Source organism: Pedobacter caeni (genome assembly GCF_900129215.1).
In the GTDB taxonomy this organism is placed as follows: Bacteria; Bacteroidota; Bacteroidia; order Sphingobacteriales; family Sphingobacteriaceae; genus Pedobacter; species Pedobacter caeni.
Genome location: NZ_FQUQ01000005.1, coordinates 420654 through 440866, shown reverse-complemented (window position 1 = coordinate 440866; position 20213 = coordinate 420654). Strand labels below are relative to the sequence as shown.

The window sequence follows — 20213 nt, the reverse complement described above, 5'->3', positions numbered from 1 at the left end:
TCAGTACCGGTTTTGTTTATCGTAGCTATATTTTCATCTTCTATATACATTAAAGGTTTTATGGTCATCGGATATCCTGAATCTGAGGTGATGAAGACTACAGATAATGTCCAGGACCTCTTCAGGGTTTTGTTTGGTGTTAAAGGTGGCGCTGCATTTCAGCGTTTTAAGGGTAGGATTATTTATGGAAATCCGGATGCCGTAAGCCTGTTCCAGCTGTCGGGCAACTTCTTGTAAGGATGTATTCTCAAAGCGGAGGTTCACAAAGGTTTTTACAGGAGTATAGCTGATCTCGGCCCGTTCATCAATTTTATCATAAGCGATTTGTTGTCCTTTGCCCAGGGTTCCGAATACCTGATGGGCATTCCCGACCGCCACCTTACCTGTACTCACGGCAACAGAAATCAGGCGGCTTTTCCCATAAGCTTTAATCCGGAAAGAAGTTCCAAGTACTTTGGTATAAAGATCATGGCTTGTTTTCACCATAAAAGGACGGTTCACATCCGGACTGATCTCAAAAAAGGCTTCTCCTTCTGTCAGGGATATGGTTCTATCTCTGGATTTGAATTTTTCAGGATAAAGCAAACGGGCTGAAGGGCCCAATACCACTACAGATCCGTCTGCAAAGACGATTTTTTTCTTTTCCCGCGAAGAGGTGGTCAGGCTCAGCAGCTTTTCCTGATCTACCGGTCTGTTGTTTAGCCACCAGCCAGCGATACCGGCACCAGAAACGAGGAGCAAAACAGCCGCAACTTTCCCCAACTGATAAAAACCCGGAAGTCTAAACCTTTTTACTTCAGGTTCGCTTTCCATCTTCTGACGGAGTTTCTGCAGCACAACTGCTCTGATCTCTTCTTTCCTCTCCTTTTCTATTGGAGGTATTTCTATCCCGGAGGAAGCATACCAGCGTTCTACCTGTGCGATTTCAGCTGGACTGGCTTTTTTATCGATATATTTTTTCAGCAGCTCTTGTGCCTGTTCTTCCTTTGTCATCAACCTAATGTCAAAGCAAAAGAAGAATGGTACTAACCAAAGGTGTTAAGCTTAGGTTAAGTTTATATGAATACGATGATAATCATTAAAAAGAATAAATAGGAAAGCCTTTTACGCATCACTTTTAAGGCTGCAGTCAATTGATTTTTAACCGTTTGTGCAGATAAGCCCAGCTCATCTGAAATTTCAACAATACTTTTTTCCTGTTTGCGGCTCATAGAAAAAATCAGTCTCATTTTTTCAGGCAGGTCCAGCATGGCTTCCTCTACCTCCTGATGCAGGTCCTTGAGCATGAGTTTATTTTCTGCGGAGTGCTCCAGGTTGTCGCGGATGAGGAAGGAAAGGTCTTCCTTATGTTTTTCTTTAATGACAGAAGACCGGAAATAATTGATGACGCGGTATTTTACCGCACCTTCAAAGTAAGCACGTAAACTGCCGGCAAGCTGGATTTTCTCCCGGTTCTCCCATAAAGAGATGAAAATTTCCTGCGTAATGTCTTGTGCAATCTCTTCGTCGCGCAGCCTTCTAAAGGCACTGTCGAGCACTTCTTCCCAATAAAGACGGTAAATTTTCTCCATCGCTTTGTGGTTTCCCTTTTTTAGGAAAGAAATCAATTGGCTGTCGGAAATCATATGATTTGTCTCGATGGTATTTTTTTGACAAATCTACTCCTGCTATATTCCCTTAATGTTAAGAAATCCTTTATTTAGCAATAATGTAGTCTTACAGAAACACGCATATGATATTTTACCTACTTTTATACAGCAAGGCATGTACTGCTTCGCTCTGTTTATATACCTGTTACCTGTGGAAGAAAATAATACCCCGTTGTTCTCTATAACAACTATGCCGCCAACCCGGCCGGCCGACTACTATTTATGCTACCTCGATGGTTGTGTCTTTATTGATTTTAATAAAAATCAGGCAAAGCAAATACAACTAATAAGGATTTCGTTTGATGGGTTTGGTTGCTGCAATGTAGAAAACGCTGCACCAATGGAGCCAGATGACGCAAAAGCTTTTAAAGCCATGATGAAAGCACAGATACTGGATCAATCATTACTGTTAACCATCGTAAAGAAAACCATAGCAGCTAATAAAGACTTGCTTTGGGAAGATGCTTTAACCAGGTACGGCCTCTTATAAACAGCCCCGGTTCTTAACAAAGAATGTTCTGACGAATGGCAAAAATAATTTCTATAAAGAATTGGGTACCAGCTCCCACAAAAGCACAAGGAAAAAAACTGCACAAAAAGAAAACGGAGTCCCTCTTCTAGCGATTTGGTTCTCCGTTTTCACCTTTTCATTGCCGTAGCACCGAAAAAGCATCAAATCTTCCGTATTTTAACCTTCATTGGTCCTCTTAGTATATTTCAACTTTGATCCCTCCGAACTTCTCCTTTTCTCATTCTTCCGTAGAATCATGGATAGGTTTTAATGTCTGTCCCGAATTTAGTGAGTATACCCTTACTTAACAGTTCTGGTATTTTAAGCATCTTCTTCTCTGTCTCCTTTGAATCCGATCTTTTACTAATCCTTTGAAATCTCCAGAACTTTTTGCCCTGAGGCCATTGTTCTTTTTGGAGTGTTTCTTTCAGACGGTCAAAGTACTTCCCTTTTGATAGATCTAATTTACGAACTATAACTATCTAATGCAAAGATAAATGTATTTTATTTTTAACATGTTACCAACAGGTTTTCAACAGCTTTTACACAGGGTTATCCACATTACCGGTTGTAATGGGAAGCACTGTCGATGTAATTGGCATCTTTATCAACGCCATCCGCTATTTTTTTAAGAAACTCCTCACCGAAGTATTTAAAGACATTTTCCAGATATTCCTTTTTATTCAATTTCTCTTTTTTGTAGTACAAATCGCTGGCTAAGGGTTCCCGGGCAATGATCTTATGTTTCAGCAATACCTGCTCAGACTTTTTTCCCCGAAGCCAAACTACCACATTCCCTTTATTTGCAATACCAACCACAAAAGCAAGTGTCCGTTCATCTTCTGCCAGCTCATCAACAGACGCTTCATTTTCCTGCTTCCTGCTGTTCTTAAAGATCGAATCAATAAGGGCTACAGGAAGATCCAGGGTATCTCTGTAAAAAGCCTGATCCCGGTAAGAAGCATAGTTTAGCAAAAGTTTCACTGGTAAGTGTTCATATTCATCCCTTGCATTAATATCTCCCCAACCCCAATCCTGCCGGCGTTCATTTACCGAATAAGTGGCCAGGGATACTGTACTTTTATCTGAAAGGATAAAATCAGCATCCATCACCTGTATCGGGTGCATTGCTGGTGCAGTCACGGAAGCAGTATAATGATACCGGTTCCAGCTTCCGTAATTCCAAAATTTTATTCCGGTCGCGATGATCAGCAAAGCAAGAACGGCCAGGTATATTTTATTTAAGGTATTCAGTTTCTTCATGTTAATTCTTAAAAGCACTTCCCAATGCGATCAAATACGCAAAACCAGCTAAAAGAATCAGGCTCAGGATAATTAAAATGATAAAAATTACCCGGACAGTTCCGTTAGTCCCTTTACCACTGTAGGCAAAAAGGTATCCGCCCAATAGGATGGTTATTATTGGTCCGACAAGCACCATATGCAGTATGCCCGTATCTTCATCGCTGGGTGTACAACGCATATATACAATAAACATGAAAACAATTGCAAAAATGAGGACCATACTCCACTCCTTCTGACCAGACTCATTTTTAGTCAACTCTTTCCTGTCTACCATTGTGCTTCTATTGCAGAGATCTTTGCCAATCTTTTCAGGTGTCGTTCTTCATTGGTAAATTCGGCTTTTAAAAAGGCAAACACAATGTCTTTAGCCAGTTCGATCCCAATTACACGCTCACCAATACATAAAATATTGACATCATCATGCTCCACAGATTGATGCGCCGAATAGGTATCATGGCAAACCCCTGCACGTATTCCTTTGAACTTATTTGCTGCAATACTTACCCCTACAGAACTTCCGCAAATCAGGATTCCACGGTCTCCCTGCTTATTTATAAGTGCTTTTGCAACATCAGCGGCATGGTCAGGATAATCGCTGGGCAATTCCGTCTGGGTGCCAAGATCAAGCACCTCATAGCCTTGTTCCTTTAAAGCGGAAACTAAAATGGTTTTATACCGGAACCCCGCATGATCTGAACCTACAATAACTTTCATGATATCCTCTGTTTTTTGAATTAAGTGATTTATTAGAATTTGTCCCTAATGTACAACATTAGCAACCGATATTCCGGGCTCGCAAATTTCATTCCTTTTTCGGCTTTCAGCTGTAGCGTTTCCCGGATAGCTTCCGTTTTAACATCGGTTACAATCAAAAAACAAAATATCAATATGGAATTTTTTACAAGACACAAGCGCAACAGTTTTTACCGGTTAATGGCGGTATCTTTATTCAGCATCGGTACAATATTGATCCAATCCTGTTCTACAAAAGAGACTCCTGTTCCGGAGGCCGCCTCATTAATGGGGGTGAACACTTCTCCCAGTCCGGCTTCTTACGATATGTATATCAACGGGCAAAAAGCAACAACTTCAGGAGCACTCGCCTTTGGCGGACCCACAGCCTATTTAAGGCTCAATACCGGGGAGAATACCATCAAATTTACGGTTGGCGGAAGCACTGAAAGTGTGGTCAGCAAAAAGATCAACACGGAGAACAACAAGGTCTATTCCTTATACCTGATCGATAAAGGTGCAAATATGGACATTCTGGTAGCCAATGACGGGGTAAGCAGCCTGCCTACCACTAAAGCCCTGATCCGTTTCATTAACCTTTCTCCTGATGCACCTGCATTGAACCTTTCCGTAAAAGACGCGGAAACCATCCTGACTGGTAAAACCTACAAGGCTGTTACTGATTTCGTAGAGATAGAACCTAAGAAATATACCTTCCAGATCAAAGATAAAGCAACCAATCCTGCAATGGCAGAATTAGTAGATGCAGACATCAAAGCAGGAGGCATTTACACCTTGCTAAGCATCGGTTTGGTTAATCCTACAGGTTTAGATCCTAAAATCACCACCAAACTCATTACCAACAAATAAGAAATTTAACCACAAAAAAACCGGGCCTTCCATTTACATGGGGTCCCGGTTTGGTCTATTGTGTGTATTGATTTCTTAATCTTTTCCTTTACCACGACCTTTGCCGTGTCCTTTATCATATCCTTTGTCGTAGCCTTTGTCTTTTACTTTGTAAAGTTTTTTAGCTTGTCCCGGTGGCATTCCATGAGGATGTCCTTTTACCACGTAATACCTGGAATCATTACTGTATTTGATCACCTTTTGAGTACGTACCTTTTTGTACTTGGCGTACCTTACCCGATCCATATCAAAATCATTGTAGGAATTCACCACTACTTTATAACCATTGTATAGATTGTAACTGCTGTATCTAGAAGGCAATGACCTTGAAAAGATCCATCTGCCATTATCCCGGTATACAAACTCCCGTTTAGGGACAGAATAATAACTTTCAATATCAGGCAGGTAATAATAGTCTACATGATCATAGCCAACCGGACCCCATAATGGTTGTGAACCGATGTTGACGTTCACGCTGATTTGTGCTGCTGCACGGTAGGGAATCATCCCGATTACCCCAAGCAGACCGATTATTATTAATTTTTTCATGATAGGTGTTTTTATATTAAATATACTCAATTCTCCTGGTTAATCTCTTCCCCTTCCGTGGCCTTTGCCATGTCCGCGGCCGTTACCTCTTCCATGTCCTCTGTCATCATCATCTCTGTCACGTCCTCTCCAGTTGCCATGTCCTCTGTCGTCATCCCTGTCGCGCCCTCTCCAGTTTCCATGATCTCTATCGTCCCTGTCTGTTCCTCTTCCATAAGATCCTCCGTACGGATGCCCTTTCACTACATAATACCTGGAATCACGACTATATCTGATCACCTGCTGACTTCTCACATTTCTATATCTGGAATAGCTGATCCGGTCGCGGTCAAAATTGCGGTAAGGATCCCTGGAATTTACGACTACTTTGTATCCGTTGTAAAGATCATACCCTCTGTATCTTGAAGGAAGAGAAGAGGAATGAATCCAGCGGGGACCATCCATATAAATGAACTGCCTTCTGGGTACATTATAATAGCATTCGATATCAGGTAAATAATAATTATCTACGTAATCGTAACCTACCGGTCCCCATAAAGGCTGCGAGCCAATATTTAAGCTGATGCTGACTTGTGCTTCGGCACGGTATGGCATCCATCCTATTACACCGAGCAGTCCTAATACTATTAACTTTTTCATAACCCTGTTGTTTAATGTTTCATTTGTGTGTTGTTGAATCAAATCTCAATACTGAAGATGAAATGAACATGAAATTTTGGAATTATTTAATTTATTTTTCTTTTTCATCTTAATTTCATGTTCAGCCCTCACCTTCGTATCATTCAATTAGAGTGGCGCAGATAATAAAACACACAAATGTTTTAAGTGAGGGAGTGTTAGTTTGCCTCGGAAGAGGCAAACTTTCCATATATTTACATGATGAGCACTAATAATTTCTTCCGTTCATTTACCGCAGCCATCCTTCTCATTTGGCTTCCCTTCGGCATTTTCGCCAGAGACATTACCCCTACAACCCTGATTTCCAATGCTGATTTTTACCAGGACAGAAGAGGTAAAAAGCAGGAACGTGGCAAGGAAGAGAGAAAACCCGATGTCAAAGAAGTCCCTCAATCCAGAAGACAAGAGAAACCGGGTGAGGTAAAACCTGAAAAAAGAGAAAGACCTTCAAAAGAAAATAAAAGAAGAAACGACTAAGCTAAGGGTATGAAAGTTCTGATAGTTGAAGATGAAAAGACCCTGGCCTATGAAATGGAAGATTTCCTTAAAAAGGCTTTTTATATCTGTGATCTTGCCCATACCATTAAAGATGGATTGGAAAAGATGGAAATCAATAGTTATGATTTTATCCTTTTAGACCTCGGACTTCCTGATGGAGATGGCTTAACACTCCTTCCTAAAGCGAAAAAATACAATCCCGATGCGGCATATATCATTCTTACTGCCCGTGGAAACCTGGAAGACCGTATTGCCGGACTCGACCTGGGCGCAGATGATTACCTGCCCAAGCCTTTTTCCCTATTGGAACTTCAATCCAGGATGCAAGCCATTGCCCGCCGTAAATTCAATGTTAAAGAAGAGTTATTGCCACTGGGCGACTTCCAGCTGGACCTCCAGAAAAGGCTCCTGCTTTTTCAGGAAAACCAGATCGAGTTGTCAAGAAAAGAGTTCGATCTGCTCAGTTACCTCTTCCTGCACAACAACAGAGTGCTCACAAGAATGCAGCTCAGCGAACATATCTGGGGAACTTTTGCCGATGATGACTACGATTCCAACTATATTGATGCACACATTAAGAACATCAGAAAGAAACTCAATGCATGGGCACCGACAGATTTCCTGGAAACGGTACGGGGCGTAGGCTACAGAATAAAGAAGTAAATGAAATTATCATCGAAATTAATCCTGTTCATCACCAGTTCCAAACTGGCTGTGGTGTTGCTCTTTATCATCTCCCTCCCCTTTCTCGTAGACCGCATTGTTTCAGAATACACCAATTATTCATTGCGCCGGCAACAAGCCAAGGTGATCAATGTGGTGCATAAAAACGGAATTGATCATTATTTGCAGGGCGATGACAATTATGGTAGTTATACCATGCTTAAAGAAGAATACATTGCATTAGAGCCAGCATCCGCAAAAACACGGATTGACACCATTAAAACTGCACAACGGGTAGTAGAAAGGGATACCCTCACTTACCGGATCCTCATGCATACCTTCAGTTTTGAATCTAAAAATTACCTGCTGGAGATTGGTAAAACTACCGCCAGTATCAACCAATACAATAAACCACTGCAAAGAATTGCCTTGTATGTGCTCATGGGCCTCATTGCCTTAACCCTGCTTTTTGACCTCATCTTTACCCGCGTACTCATCAGGCCACTGGGCAAAATCATTAAAAGCAAACTGATCAACAGAAAATTTCCTTTCAAAGATTATTCTCCTCCGGTAGCGACCTCCACTCAGGATTTCAAATACCTGGATGAATCGCTGATCCAGCTGATGGACCAGATCAACGAGGCTTTTGAAAAAGAAAGGGAGTTTACAGCCAATGCTTCTCATGAGCTCATGACCCCCATCAGCATTCTTCAAAATAAAATGGAAAACCTCCTTGGAGACGAACAGCTTCCCGAAGCAGTAGTGCTTCGTATTGTGGAGATGATGAAAACCCTCAGCAGGCTTAAAAAGATTTCCAACTCCCTGCTCCTCATTTCCAGGATTGAAAACCAGCAATTTGTTAAATCCGCAAACATAAAGCCTTCCAAAATCATCAATGAGGTGATGGAAGAGATCAGTCACAGGGCTGAGGAAAAAGAACTTCAGATCCATATCAATTTAAAAGAAGATCAGTTACTCAAAAATGTAAACCAGGACCTGCTGTTTCAACTTTTCTATAACCTGATCAATAATGCCATCAAGTATAATGTAGCTCACGGCAGCATCAGGATTACGGACGAACATAAAAAAGGAGGAAATTATACCATCACCATTCAGGATACCGGAATTGGAATTGCAGAAGAAGATCTGGATTTCATCTTTGACCGGTTCCGGAAAGCCAACCTCACAGAAAATGTAGGCTACGGACTTGGATTGTCGATCGTAAAAAGCATCACTTTGTTTCATGGAATTGAAATCCTTGTGAAATCAAAAGTCAATGAAGGCAGCACATTCAGCTTGATTTTCCCGGCTACGGATCGTTAATTATCATAGCACACCTTTTCTCCATCTGCCTGCCCTTCTGTTTCAGGACCGGGAATAGATTACCATGATGTTTTTTCGCAACTGAAGGAGTATTTCTGCTGCAATGCTAAATACAAGCCAGACAAATACCAATCAATACGCTCAACCAGCAACAGCAATCCATCACTCAACAAACATCACTTAAATACAAGCGACACAAATGCCTCTGCATACTGTCAATCAATAAATACACATCAAGACCAGGGGCCAAAAAACACCGCTCAAACACTATTAATCAGTCAATTACAATTAAACTACAAAAATAGTTTGCAAACTATAAAAATAGTAGTAACTTTAATTAACGTTAACAGGAAGATAAAAAAATGAGAGAACTAACAAAAGCAGAAGAGCAGGTGATGTTGATTTTATGGGAGATCAAAGAGGGTTTAACCAAAGATGTGATTGAAAAGATGTCGCCACCCAAACCAGCCTATAATACAGTATCCACTGTCATCCGTGTATTAGAGGGAAAGGGATTTATTGACCATAAGGCAATTGGCAATACGCACATTTATTTCCCTTTGATCTCTGAAGCTCAATATAAACACTTTGCCTTCGACAAAGTGATGAACAATTACTTTGAAAACTCTTATCAGAGTCTGGTTTCTTTTTTGGTGAAAGAGAAAAACATGGACATCGAGGAACTTGATGAATTGATTCAACTGGCTGAAAAACTTAAAAACAAGAAATGATGAACTGGTTATACTATCTGCTGGAAGCGAATTTATACCTGGCCCTGTTTTATGGCTGCTATCGTTTGCTGTTCCACAAGGAAACATTCTATACCCTGAACAGGTATTTTCTGATCAGCTCGACCCTATTGTCCTTTGTGTTACCTTTATTGCAAATCGGCTATCTGAACCGCTTTTTTCAGGATTCAGGAGCAGCACAGATCCCCGCAACTGCATTGGTAAAACCTATTGCCGAACAGGAGAACCTGTTTTATCCCGTCCTTACGATCCTTTACTGGCTTGTTGTGATCTTCTTCTCTTTAAAACTTGGAAGAGGTCTTTACCAGATTATTGCACTTTCCAGAAAGACAGAAAGGCATCATGACGGTGAGGTGGTTCATATCTCAATTGAGCAAGGTACCGCAGCTTTTTCTTTCTTTAACCTGCTCTTTATCCAGCCGGACGCTGCCGGAAAAGAAACGATTCTAAAACACGAAATGGTTCATATCCGTCAGAAACACAGCCTCGACATTTTATTCTTCGAAATTGTTCAAACGCTGAACTGGTTTAACCCCATCAGTTACCTGATCAAAAAAGACATCAAACTCTTACATGAATATATTGCCGATGAGCTGACCACCAAAGAAGAGATCCGGAAACATGATTATGCCCTTTTTCTGATCAGGAATTCTTTTGGTGCAGAGATGAAACAACTGAGCAATCAAATTTTCAATCCATCCATACTAAAACAAAGAATCAACATGTTAAACAAAGAAAAATCAACAGGACGGGCAAGGCTCAAACTTCTGTTCGCATTGCCACTCGTTGGGGGAATGCTGCTCACATCCACGGTGGCCTTCACTAAAGATTATGGTCTGCTGGATTTTTATCCGGACAAGATGAGCAGCATTAATTCCAGGGACAATGTTCAGGATACCATCAAAAAAAAGGAGGCAAAGAAGAACCACCGTGTGCCCGGCGCAAAAGTGCTGAAAGCGAATTCAGGGTATCCGGCACCACCAATGCCAAAAAGCCCTCCACCTCCGCCACCACGTGAACCAGGAACACCACCTACTCCACCACGTGAACCGGGAACACCACCTGCTCCACCACTAAAACGGCTAAATAAAATTAAATTTCCTCCGCCGATAGTTACACCTGACCGTCCGGTTCCGAAAGAGAAACGCAAAAGTAAAGTTAAATTTCCTCCACCGATAGTTACATTTGATCAGCCAAAAACATCGTCAAAACCTGTAGAAGTTCCAAGTCCTCCTAAGAAAGAACCAACAGTGATCATCGATGGCCCGGCACCAGAGTCCAAGCTCAATTCGGTCAGTATCAAGGGAAATGACACAAAGGAGAAACCCGAAGAAATTAAAAAAGTAAAAGTTTCCGGATTAACGACTGTCAAAGCAATAAGTAAAACAAGCACAATTACAAGCGTAAAGCTAAACAACCTGGCTCCATTAAAAACGACCTCTTTCAGGGCTAATCCATAAACACCAATACGTCATCCTGATTCGCTTCAAGATGACGTATTGGTGTAATTGGAATTTTGCGTTCTTCTATTTATCGATTCTTAAAAAATCACCTGCTTTACTAAATTTCAATTCCATTCCGCTGCTCAGCTGAACTTCCTGATCATTCAGGTCCAATTCCCATTCCGTAATGAATTCTGCCGGGTATTGCGCTTTTACATAATCTAAAATCTTTACCGGAATTACGCTATCAGGCAATTGCTTCAGACTTTTGATGCTTTCTACTGCTCCTTTTGCATCGAATTCCAGTTTCACACCGTTTGCAAGAATCACTTCATATTCATGGCTTAATCCTTCATTGTCTTTTATGATCTGACTGATGGCAACACCATTGAAATGTGTACTCACATAGCTTTTCGCTTCTGCAGAAAGTTCTGTTTCAGGAATAACTTTATCATCATCTTTATCACAGCTGGCTAAAGTTACGGAAAGGGCCAGTGCCAGACTAAGGGTGGTCAATATGCTTTTAAATGTTTTCATATTCTTTTGGGGGTTATACTATTTTTTTGGGTTTATAATATTCTGTTACTAATTCTTCCCTGTGCATCAAAAACTACTTTTTTCTCTTCCTGCAGGGTTTTCAATTCTACTTTATAAAAGAATTGTTTTTCCTCTTCGAACTTATCCACGTCATCGATCCTGAATCCTTTAAAATTCTTTTTGATGCTGTTGGCCACTACGGCTGGCAATTCCCTCGCTCTGAGTTCTTTTTTATGCTTTACGATTGCTCCTTTATTGTTCAGCCACACTTCATGGTCTCTTCTGCCGATATCGAAATCTGCATTGAACAAATCGCCTTTCATCTCCCACTCTACCTTAACTGCCTGTGGAAAGGTTTTGTTAAAAGAGTTCAGGACTACCGATGGTACATCCTTTACAGGAATGTCCTGTGCATAAGTAAGGCCAGAAAAAAGCAGGCCTGCAGCTAATATGATGTGCTGTTTCATGGTATTTGTTTTTTAATTGTTGTGATTAATACCACAAAGAAAAAGGTCAAATCTGAAAAGAAACTGGAAAGAAAGCCCGGAATGGGTTAAAACTTCAATTATTTGAAATTTATTTGAATGTGATGCTGATCAGTGTAGGAATATTTAACCCTGAAACCATAGAGATCTGTGATGGCCTTTACAATAGCAAGCCCCAGGCCGGTACTGCTCTGCTCCCTGCTGTTTTTCTGAAAACGTTTAAAGATTTTTTCCTGATCCAGGGAAGCCGCTGCACCGGTATTGCTGATCATCAAAACATTTTCAGTAATCAGAATCCTGACTGTACCACCATTCACATTATGAGTAATGGCATTTTTTAGCAGGTTGGAAATTAATATGGCTGCCAGATCCTTGTTCATTGCCAGTGATGTTTGTCCCTCTTCCTCCAGCTGAATCCGGATAGATTTCATTTCTGCGAAATCCTCATATTCGGAAATCAACGACCTCACTAAGGTATTGATGGAAAGCAAGGCCAGCTCCCCATATTGTTTATTTTCAATTTTGGAAAGTAACAACAATGATTTGTTCAACCTGGTTAGCCTTTGTAAGGTCCCGATCACCAGTCCGATGGATTCCAGATGCTGGTCTGTCAGCCCTTCGTTTTCTGCCAACAGTTCCAGGCGGTTCAGACTAATGGCAAGTGGGGTCTGTAACTCATGCGCTGCATTCTCAATGAACTGTTTCTGACTCCCATAAGTATTCACCGATTGTTCCACTAATCCGTTTACAGCCTCGTTCAGCTCCTTAAACTCCGTAACATCGGTCTTTGTGGTCTCAATTCCCTGATCTTTATCCAGACGGAACGATTTCAACCTCCTGAGCAATTGATAAAATGGAGTCCATATCTTTCTAAGCAATAAGTGATTGATCACAAAAAAACTAATAATGATGGCTGCATAGAGCCAGATCAGGCTGTACAATAAACTCCTCACCAGGTCATCTTCCTCCACTGTTGAAGCCACTACCTTCATTTCATAATAGCGGTTGTCCTGATTAAAAACGGTCGTCAGCATCCGGAAAGGCTCCAGATCTTTCTCATTCAGGGTATACATCATCGTGTCCCGGTACCGGTCTTTAAATTTCAGGCCATGTCTTTCTCCGATTTCCTTAATCTCATAATTGTGTTCGGAGAAACCTGAACGGGTAATGATCCCACTATCCTTTTCTACCCGTTGTATCACCAGCATTTTACTGTTTTCCAGTCCATCGTCCAGGCTATCCTGAACCTCATCAATCATATTCAGATAAAACAGAACAGCCCAGATGCTGATCACCAGCAACAGGGCTATGGAAAGGTATTTCAGGGTATAGTTCAGCAGGTTCATAAGACGACCAGTTTATAACCGATTCCATATACCGCCTGCACCTCTATACCTGCCCCGTTTTCCTTAAGTTTTTTGCGAAGGTTTTTAATCTGTGAATAGATAAATTCATAATCATCAGCCCCATCCATATAGTCGCCCCAGACCTGTTCTGCCAATGCCGTTTTGTTGACCAAACGGTTTTTATTCACGGCCAGATAACTCAGGATGTCAAACTCCTTCCGGTTCAGCAGGAGCTCATTTCCATCAATCCACACCTGACGTTCGTCCAGGTCCATCTTCAAATTGGCATGTTCGATCGTATTTTTGCCGTTGAGGGATTTTCTTCTCAATACAGATTTGATTCTGGCATTGAGTTCAGCAATGTGAAAAGGTTTGACCAGGTAGTCATCAGCGCCCATGTCCAGCCCCTTTATTTTATCATCCAACGCGTCTTTAGCAGAAATGATGATCACATTATCCGATTTATTCATTTGCTTCAGTTCTGCAAGCAGGTCTAAACCACTCCCGTCGGGCAACATGATGTCCAGCAGGATACAATCGTATTCATAAGCACTGATCTTGTCCAATGCAAGCGCATAAGTACCAGCGGTTTCCACCAGATAGCTTTCCTTTTCTAGAGATTGCCTGATGACCTCCAGCAAATCGATTTCATCTTCTACGACCAATAGTTTCATGACCGCAAAATTGAAAAATAAAACTGGAAAGATTTGGGATCAGGCATAAGTGCTGTATTTCCTTTTAGAGAATGAGTTGATTATAATCAGCAGCATCCCCAGCATGATAGACAGGTCAGCAGCATTGAAGACGCCCGTTTGAAAAATCACAAAGTCGATATGAAGAAAATCTGTAACTGAGCCATAGATGATGCGGTCGTACAGGTTTCCCGCCCCGCCTCCAATCACACAACTGATTCCAAATACCAATAAAGGATCCAGGTCTTTTCTGCTCATCACGTAATAAACACCCATCAGCAGCACCAGGACGGGCAACAACATCAGCAAGACAAATTTAACTCCCGAATGAAGGGTATCTCCCAGACTTAAAAAAGCACCTGAGTTCTCTACTTTTGTGAGGGTGATGTTATCGCTGATGATTTTTATATTCGCATGGTATTGCACATTGTCCCTAACGATTGATTTGGTGATCTGGTCGCAACCAATATTGAACATCACAATCACCAGAATCAGCACCTTTCCCGCCAAACCACTCCATTTCTTTTTTTTCATCAGAATATAATTGTCTTATAACGGTTATGAAGGTATGTTTGTTATTTTTTTCGTGTTTTATTAGTTATGAATCAATCATTTTCCGTTATTACCACTCAATTGATAAATATAGGTATAGTATTTTTGAATTCAAATGACGCAAGTTATCCCGGAGAATCAGATATTAGTAAATATTTATCCCTAAAAACAGCTAAAATGAAAAAACTTTTCTTTTCCTTACTCATTACCGCATTTTCAATAAATGCATTTGCTCAGGCCCCTACTCCGGGAACAGCCCTGCCCAAAGCCATTTTTTATAAAGAAGATGGTAAAACCTTTTCTACCGAACAAATTCCTAAGGGAAAGAAATCTTTGATCATGTTTTTTGATGCCAGTTGTGACCATTGTCAGAAGGTAGCAGGAAACCTGTCGAAAGACACGAAACAATTATCAGGTGTTAACTTCTATCTCGTTTCCCAGGATGTATTCCGTTCCATCAATATTTTTATGGATACTTATGCCAAGCCATTAAAAGCAATGAAAAACGTCAAAACGCTACAGGATAAAGACTATGTTTTCATTCCTTTATTCCAGCCAAAACACTATCCTTCCCTATATCTTTATGGGGCAGATAAGAAACTGATCATATTCACCGGAAATGAAAAAGATGTGCCTAAAGTCCTTAAGTTAGCTAAATAAGGAGCTTCGGCACATCTTTTAATAGCTGATGCTATTCTATATTGCTATTGAGGGTGTTACTTTTTATAGGTAACACCCATATTGTAAAACAGAAATGCCCAACGGTCGGCAATCTCTTCTATCGCTTTATCTGTTGGTTTGCCAGCACCATGTCCTGCATTGGTTTGAATACTGATCAATACCGGAGCATCACCTGCCTGATCTTTCTGCAGGTTTGCCGCAAACTTGAAGGAGTGTGCCGGAACCACCCGGTCATCATGATCTGCAGTGGTCACCAGTGTTGCCGGATATTTTGTCCCTGCTTTTAGTGCATGAACAGGGGAGTATTTATACAGGTACTCAAACATTTCTTTTGAATCGTCTGCAGTACCATAATCATAGTTCCAGCCTGCACCGGCAGTAAATTTATGGTAACGTAACATGTCCATCACCCCTACTGCAGGGAAAGCAACTTTAAAAAGATCCGGACGTTGTGCCAATGTTGCGCCCACCAATAATCCTCCATTAGAGCCACCCATACTCGCCAGGTAATCTTTTGAAGTATATTTATTTGCAATCAGGTATTCTCCCGCTGCAATGAAATCATCAAACACATTTTGCTTTTGCAGTTTTGTTCCTGCAAGGTGCCATTTCTCACCATATTCGCCTCCACCACGAAGGTTAACCACGGCATAAATTCCTCCCTGCTCCATCAACACAATATTGGCAGTACTGAATGCAGGAGTCAGGCTGACGTTAAACCCTCCATAACCGTACAATACTGTCGGATTCTTTCCATTCAGTTCGATCCCCTTTTTATAAGTAATGATCATGGGAACTTTTGTTCCATCTTTTGAATTATAAAAGATCTGTTTTGACTCGTAGTTTGTTGGATCAAAATCTACGCCTGATTTTTTATATACTTCAGACTTCCCTGTGGCAACGTTGTACTTGAAAATGGTGGAAGGATAAACATAAGAAGTAAAAGTATAATACAATTCTTTATCTTTTTCTTTGCTGCCAAATCCAGCTGCAGTTCCAATTCCCGGCAGCTTTATCTCATGCTCCAGTTTTCCGTTTCTATCGTATTGCAATACCATAGATATGGCATCTTTAATGTAGTTGGCGAACAACTTGCCCCCTCCTGAAGAAGGCTCCAATACATTTTCTGTCTCTTTGATCAGCTCTTTCCAGTTCTCCGCAGCTGGTTTGGCTGCATCAACAGTTACAAGACGACCATTAGGTGCATTGAGGGTAGTATAAATGATCAGCTTACTGCCCACATTGTCAATAATGTTATGGCTCTTTTCGAAATTATTTACCAATGGAACAATTGCACCGTTTTTTACTTTCAGGTCTTTGATATAAAGCTCATTTCCGGAAGTAGAATTTGCGGCAGAAATGATCAGGTAACGCTCATCTTCCGTCAGCCCGGCACCAATGTAACGTCTTGGTGTTTTTTCTCCGCCAAAGATCAGCTGATCGTCTTTCTGCGGTGTTCCCAGCTTATGATAATATAACTTATGGTATTGTGTTAAACCGGAAAGTGCACTTCCCTCCGCTGGTTTATCATAGCTACTGTAATAAAAACCATCATTTCCCTGCCAGGCAACTCCTGAAAATTTAACGTCAGTTAAGGTTTCACCTACTACTGTTTTGTCGGCAGATTTCAACACAATTACTTTTCTCCAGTCAGAGCCTCCTTCGGAAATCTGGTAAGCCACCATGCTCCCATCTTTAGAGAAATTTATCCCGGCAAGAGAAGTTGTCGCATCTTTGGAAAAGCTGTTTGGATCAAGAAAGATTTCCGGCTCCCCGGCATCCTTCTGACGGTAAAGGACACTTTGGTTTTGCAGTCCTGTATTTTTATAAAAGTAAGTATATGCTCCTTCTTTGAATGGCTGTGAGTATTTCTCATAATTCATCAAATGTTTCAGACGTTCCTTAATTTCATTCCTGTACGGAATCTGAGACATATATTTCTGAGTTACTACATTTTGTGCTTCCACCCATTTCCTGGTATCTGCAGAACGATCGTCCTCCAGCCATCGGTAAGGATCGTCTACACTTGTTCCAAAATAGGTGTCTTTTACATTTTCTTTTTTTGTTTCCGGATAAATCATAGTTTTTTGTCCTGTATTACTGAGCTGCGCCTCCACGAAAAGGGGAAGCATCGATGCCAGAAATATCAACGCATTTTTTGAGTTTTTCATGTCTATAGTTTTAACGCCACAATGTAGCAATTACTTTCCCAATCTTTAATTTCTGATTCTAAAATTACATAGAATAACACTAATTATCGGTTTCCTTGCACTATTATTGTACAGAAAGCATTAACTATTGTACAGCGCAAACAGCGTTTTATTTGAGAAAGAACACTATACCACATTTTTAATGGCCCATAGAATATATTTATACAATTTTAGCCACAGTTTACTTCCTGAGCAAATTGCGGCTACAGCAGAAAGTACCGGTTTTTTAGATCAGTTTCTGGCCGGAATTGGAGGCAATACTGAGCAGAACCTCATGATGGTAGAATGGAACTATGAATTCCCCCTCTTCCTTCACCCTTTATTTGTCCGCCAACCCTTCATTTCGACACCTATGTACAATGGAACTGAAGGCGGTATTTATGCTCCCGCTAGTCCGGGAATTCAGAGGATTAAAGAGTTTTATGAATTTATAGATAAACATAAGGAGCAGCTCATCGACAATAAAGCCGCATTTGACAAGGCTAAACAACGTATTTTTAACTTTCTTGACCAAAAGGTGGTTCATGACTTTTTTCATCTTGATGCCTGGGATGTCTTCAACATGGACGATGTTCCCCATAAAGTGCAAGCCATAAAGCTCCTGAATGACATCAATACCAGCAATGCCATTATTGCCGAAGCCATTGCTCAGGATAATCCCGCTTTACTGAATAACTGTCCGGAATTTAATCAGGGACCACTGGAATATCAAAGTTTCCGTCCTTATCTTAACCACTCAGGTTATGATTATGGCTGGGAAGTCATCACCTCCGGGATTTACGACAACGAAGAAGAGGAAGAAGACAATGAGCATCCTGACCAGATTTTCTACAAGGAAAATGAGTACAAAGGAATGAAGGATGATACCGGAAAAGTTCTGATCCCTGCACATTATGATGAAGTCTATTATTTCCCTGAGGGAGAAGAACTGGCATTGGTTCAAAAGAACAACAAATATGGCTATGTCAACCGTCAGGGAGAAGAAATGGTGTCATTACAGTTTGACGATGCTTACGACCTATGCAAAGGAATTGCCATTGTTAAACTAAATGATAAATACGGACTGCTCCAGGCCCTCAAAACTCCGGACGTTGACTTCCTTTATGATGACATTACTGACCTCAGCCTGGAACCACATTATTTCAATGTATGTAAAGAGGATACCTGGGCAGTTGTCAATGCCAATAATGATCTTTTACTGCCTTTCGAATACCTGAATGAAATCGATTGTCATCAATATGATGGATATAACCTGTATACCGGAATCCTGAAATCAAGCAAGCAAAAACGGTTCTTTCTACAGGACTTTCAAAAAATAGGCACGCATAAAGTCACTGAGGTACACTGGGCGGGTTATGAAAAAGAACAGCATTTTTTCGTGACTACAGAAATCATAGCTACTGGAGATAAAAACAAACTAAAACTGCAGTCCCTGATCAGACAGGATGGCGAAACAATCCTCCCCCTTGAATACGAACAGATCAACTATTGCAGCGGAAGCCTTGTTTATATCCTGAAACAAAAAGGAAAATCTGGTTTATTCCGGATGGCTGATGGACTGTTGCTTCCTTGTATCTATAACCGGATAGATGAACTTCATGAAGGTTGTTTTCGTGTATTTCAATCGGGTAAAGTTGGGCTCTTTGATGCCTGGGAAGGAAGAAAGACCTTTATCAGTCCGCAGTTTGACTCCATGCGCGACTATATCCGCAGAAATAAAGATGGCAGCTGGGAGATTCTGGGATTTCTGGGAAATGAAGTGTCGCTGGTTTACAGCAATCAGACCGTCAAAGCTGTAGACCATGAAATCGCCGCCAGACAATTATCCGCAGCCTACTATCCGGAAAGCATGGCAGATGAACAGCGAAAAATCCTGTCCGATATTGCGGGGACCAATGCTCCGGCATTAGACCTTTATCATAAAGGTGCAGATGCTTTTAATGAGGGCGATATAGACAATGCCATAAAATACCACCTCCTGGCAGCAGAAAAGGGCGATGCCGATTCTATGAATGACCTTGGTTTTATCTATAGCCGTAATGGCATTCATTACGATGCCAATAAGGCCTACTTCTGGTACCGTAAAGGAACAAAAGCAGGTTCAGTAGATGCGATGAACGGGTTTGGAATTTGCCATCTTAACGGCATAGGGGTCAGCCAGAATATAGACCAGGCCATCCGTTGGTATGAAAGAGCAGCAGAATATGGCAGCGGAAGGGCACATGCAAATCTTGCCGATCTTTATCTGGATGGAATATGGGTTCAGCAAAACCTGAACAAAGCTTTAAAACATTACCAGCAAGCTGAACAGCACGATTACCCTAGTTACGGAAGACAGGCCTATGTATTGTCTCTGAAAGAAGATTATTCAACTGCAATCACCTACTACAAAATCAGTGTAAAAGAAGGTGATGCACAATCTGCCCATAACCTGGCCCTCATGTATGAACTTGGACAAGGATGCAGAGCAGATAGCCGCAAGGCATTAACGCTTTACCATAAAGCAGTGGAATTGGGCGATGCTGAAAGTTATCTGGAGCTGATCCGCTTGTACCGCAATGACGAAGAAGTAAAAGATGAAGGAAAGGCATTGGAAATGCAGGCTTTAGCCAGGGCTGCCGGTATTGATATCCCAGATGAAAATCAGCTATAGTCCTGACTGAAGAGCTAAAAAACAGATTTGCTATTGTCGGGAAATAGAT

General features: G+C 41.2%; 22 protein-coding genes. 9 read left to right on the top strand and 13 right to left on the bottom strand.

What is annotated here, in order from left to right; genetic code table 11:
• Nucleotides 1–33: 33 nt before the first annotated feature.
• Nucleotides 34–993, bottom strand: coding sequence for a FecR family protein (locus BUC20_RS25810; RefSeq protein WP_073234972.1), 960 nt, complete (start codon nucleotides 991–993; stop codon nucleotides 34–36).
• A gap of 62 nt (nucleotides 994–1055) precedes the next feature.
• Entirely contained in the window at nucleotides 1056–1571 is a 516-nt protein-coding gene (locus BUC20_RS25805) for an RNA polymerase sigma-70 factor (RefSeq protein WP_159441163.1), read from the bottom strand.
• A 229-nt stretch (nucleotides 1572–1800) separates the two neighbouring features.
• Between BUC20_RS25805 and BUC20_RS25800 the strand changes: the two genes are divergently transcribed.
• Nucleotides 1801–2139, top strand: coding sequence for a hypothetical protein (locus BUC20_RS25800; protein WP_159441162.1), 339 nt, complete (start codon nucleotides 1801–1803; stop codon nucleotides 2137–2139).
• Between the two features lie 582 nt (nucleotides 2140–2721).
• Here BUC20_RS25800 and BUC20_RS25795 read toward each other — a convergent pair.
• From BUC20_RS25795 to rpiB, 3 genes are read right to left on the bottom strand one after another with little or no spacing between them, the layout of a single operon-like run.
• Nucleotides 2722–3423, bottom strand: coding sequence for a DUF2931 family protein (locus BUC20_RS25795; RefSeq protein ID WP_073234964.1), 702 nt, complete (start codon nucleotides 3421–3423; stop codon nucleotides 2722–2724).
• A 1-nt stretch (nucleotide 3424) separates the two neighbouring features.
• Nucleotides 3425–3739 carry a hypothetical protein gene (locus tag BUC20_RS25790; RefSeq protein WP_073234961.1) on the bottom strand — a complete coding sequence of 105 codons (315 nt, stop codon included), beginning with the start codon at nucleotides 3737–3739 and terminating at the stop codon, nucleotides 3425–3427.
• Nucleotides 3733–4179, bottom strand: coding sequence for a ribose 5-phosphate isomerase B (rpiB, locus tag BUC20_RS25785; protein WP_073234958.1), 447 nt, complete (start codon nucleotides 4177–4179; stop codon nucleotides 3733–3735). Before rpiB ends, BUC20_RS25790 begins: the two co-directional genes overlap by 7 nt.
• A gap of 174 nt (nucleotides 4180–4353) precedes the next feature.
• Between rpiB and BUC20_RS25780 the strand changes: the two genes are divergently transcribed.
• A complete protein-coding gene (locus BUC20_RS25780) occupies nucleotides 4354–5067 on the top strand; it encodes a DUF4397 domain-containing protein (protein ID WP_159441161.1) in 714 nt (237 codons plus the stop codon).
• 75 nt (nucleotides 5068–5142) lie between these two features.
• Here BUC20_RS25780 and BUC20_RS25775 read toward each other — a convergent pair whose 3' ends face one another.
• Both BUC20_RS25775 and BUC20_RS25770 read right to left on the bottom strand, forming a co-directional pair.
• A complete protein-coding gene (locus BUC20_RS25775; protein ID WP_073234953.1) occupies nucleotides 5143–5655 on the bottom strand; it encodes a hypothetical protein in 513 nt (170 codons plus the stop codon).
• Nucleotides 5656–5694: 39 nt separating this feature from the next.
• Nucleotides 5695–6294, bottom strand: coding sequence for a hypothetical protein (locus BUC20_RS25770; protein WP_200801032.1), 600 nt, complete (start codon nucleotides 6292–6294; stop codon nucleotides 5695–5697).
• Nucleotides 6295–6531: 237 nt separating this feature from the next.
• Here BUC20_RS25770 and BUC20_RS25765 point away from each other — a divergent pair, with 237 nt between their 5' ends.
• From BUC20_RS25765 to BUC20_RS25745, 5 genes are all read left to right on the top strand, one after another.
• Nucleotides 6532–6810 (top strand): hypothetical protein, encoded by a 279-nt coding sequence (locus BUC20_RS25765; protein ID WP_073234950.1) that lies wholly within the window; start codon nucleotides 6532–6534, stop codon nucleotides 6808–6810.
• A gap of 9 nt (nucleotides 6811–6819) precedes the next feature.
• A complete protein-coding gene (locus tag BUC20_RS25760; protein WP_073234947.1) occupies nucleotides 6820–7494 on the top strand; it encodes a response regulator transcription factor in 675 nt (224 codons plus the stop codon).
• The gene (locus BUC20_RS25755; RefSeq protein ID WP_073234944.1) at nucleotides 7495–8817 is read left to right on the top strand and encodes a sensor histidine kinase; all 1323 of its coding nucleotides are present in this window, start codon (nucleotides 7495–7497) and stop codon (nucleotides 8815–8817) included.
• A 362-nt stretch (nucleotides 8818–9179) separates the two neighbouring features.
• The gene (locus BUC20_RS25750; protein WP_073234943.1) at nucleotides 9180–9548 is read left to right on the top strand and encodes a BlaI/MecI/CopY family transcriptional regulator; all 369 of its coding nucleotides are present in this window, start codon (nucleotides 9180–9182) and stop codon (nucleotides 9546–9548) included.
• The gene (locus BUC20_RS25745; RefSeq protein ID WP_073234941.1) at nucleotides 9545–11026 is read left to right on the top strand and encodes a M56 family metallopeptidase; all 1482 of its coding nucleotides are present in this window, start codon (nucleotides 9545–9547) and stop codon (nucleotides 11024–11026) included. The genes BUC20_RS25750 and BUC20_RS25745 overlap by 4 nt, the downstream gene beginning before the upstream one ends.
• A 66-nt stretch (nucleotides 11027–11092) precedes the next feature.
• On the opposite strand, the gene BUC20_RS25740 is transcribed toward BUC20_RS25745, so the two are convergent.
• The 5 genes from BUC20_RS25740 to lspA form a co-directional block, all read right to left on the bottom strand.
• Nucleotides 11093–11545: a PepSY-like domain-containing protein gene (locus tag BUC20_RS25740; protein WP_073234938.1), complete on the bottom strand. Its 453-nt coding sequence runs from the start codon at nucleotides 11543–11545 to the stop codon at nucleotides 11093–11095.
• Between the two features lie 32 nt (nucleotides 11546–11577).
• Nucleotides 11578–12012 carry a PepSY-like domain-containing protein gene (locus BUC20_RS25735; RefSeq protein ID WP_073234935.1) on the bottom strand — a complete coding sequence of 145 codons (435 nt, stop codon included), beginning with the start codon at nucleotides 12010–12012 and terminating at the stop codon, nucleotides 11578–11580.
• A gap of 98 nt (nucleotides 12013–12110) precedes the next feature.
• Nucleotides 12111–13376, bottom strand: coding sequence for a sensor histidine kinase (locus BUC20_RS25730; RefSeq protein WP_073234932.1), 1266 nt, complete (start codon nucleotides 13374–13376; stop codon nucleotides 12111–12113).
• Nucleotides 13373–14050 (bottom strand): response regulator transcription factor, encoded by a 678-nt coding sequence (locus BUC20_RS25725; protein WP_073234929.1) that lies wholly within the window; start codon nucleotides 14048–14050, stop codon nucleotides 13373–13375. Before BUC20_RS25725 ends, BUC20_RS25730 begins: the two co-directional genes overlap by 4 nt.
• 39 nt (nucleotides 14051–14089) lie before the next feature.
• On the bottom strand, nucleotides 14090–14602 hold the full coding sequence (gene lspA, locus BUC20_RS25720) for a signal peptidase II (RefSeq protein WP_073234927.1): 513 nt from the start codon (nucleotides 14600–14602) through the stop codon (nucleotides 14090–14092).
• Nucleotides 14603–14797: 195 nt separating this feature from the next.
• Between lspA and BUC20_RS25715 the strand changes: the two genes are divergently transcribed.
• Complete coding sequence (locus BUC20_RS25715; protein WP_073235688.1) at nucleotides 14798–15280, top strand: TlpA family protein disulfide reductase; 483 nt, start codon at nucleotides 14798–14800, stop codon at nucleotides 15278–15280.
• A 56-nt stretch (nucleotides 15281–15336) separates the two neighbouring features.
• Here the strand turns inward: BUC20_RS25715 and BUC20_RS25710 are convergent, their stop codons facing one another.
• Nucleotides 15337–17472 (bottom strand): prolyl oligopeptidase family serine peptidase, encoded by a 2136-nt coding sequence (locus BUC20_RS25710; RefSeq protein ID WP_073234924.1) that lies wholly within the window; start codon nucleotides 17470–17472, stop codon nucleotides 15337–15339.
• Nucleotides 17473–17653: 181 nt separating this feature from the next.
• On the opposite strand from BUC20_RS25710, the gene BUC20_RS25705 reads away from it, so the two are divergent.
• Nucleotides 17654–20164, top strand: a complete 2511-nt coding sequence (locus BUC20_RS25705) for an SEL1-like repeat protein (protein ID WP_073234921.1) — start codon at nucleotides 17654–17656, stop codon at nucleotides 20162–20164.
• Nucleotides 20165–20213 lie beyond the last annotated feature (49 nt).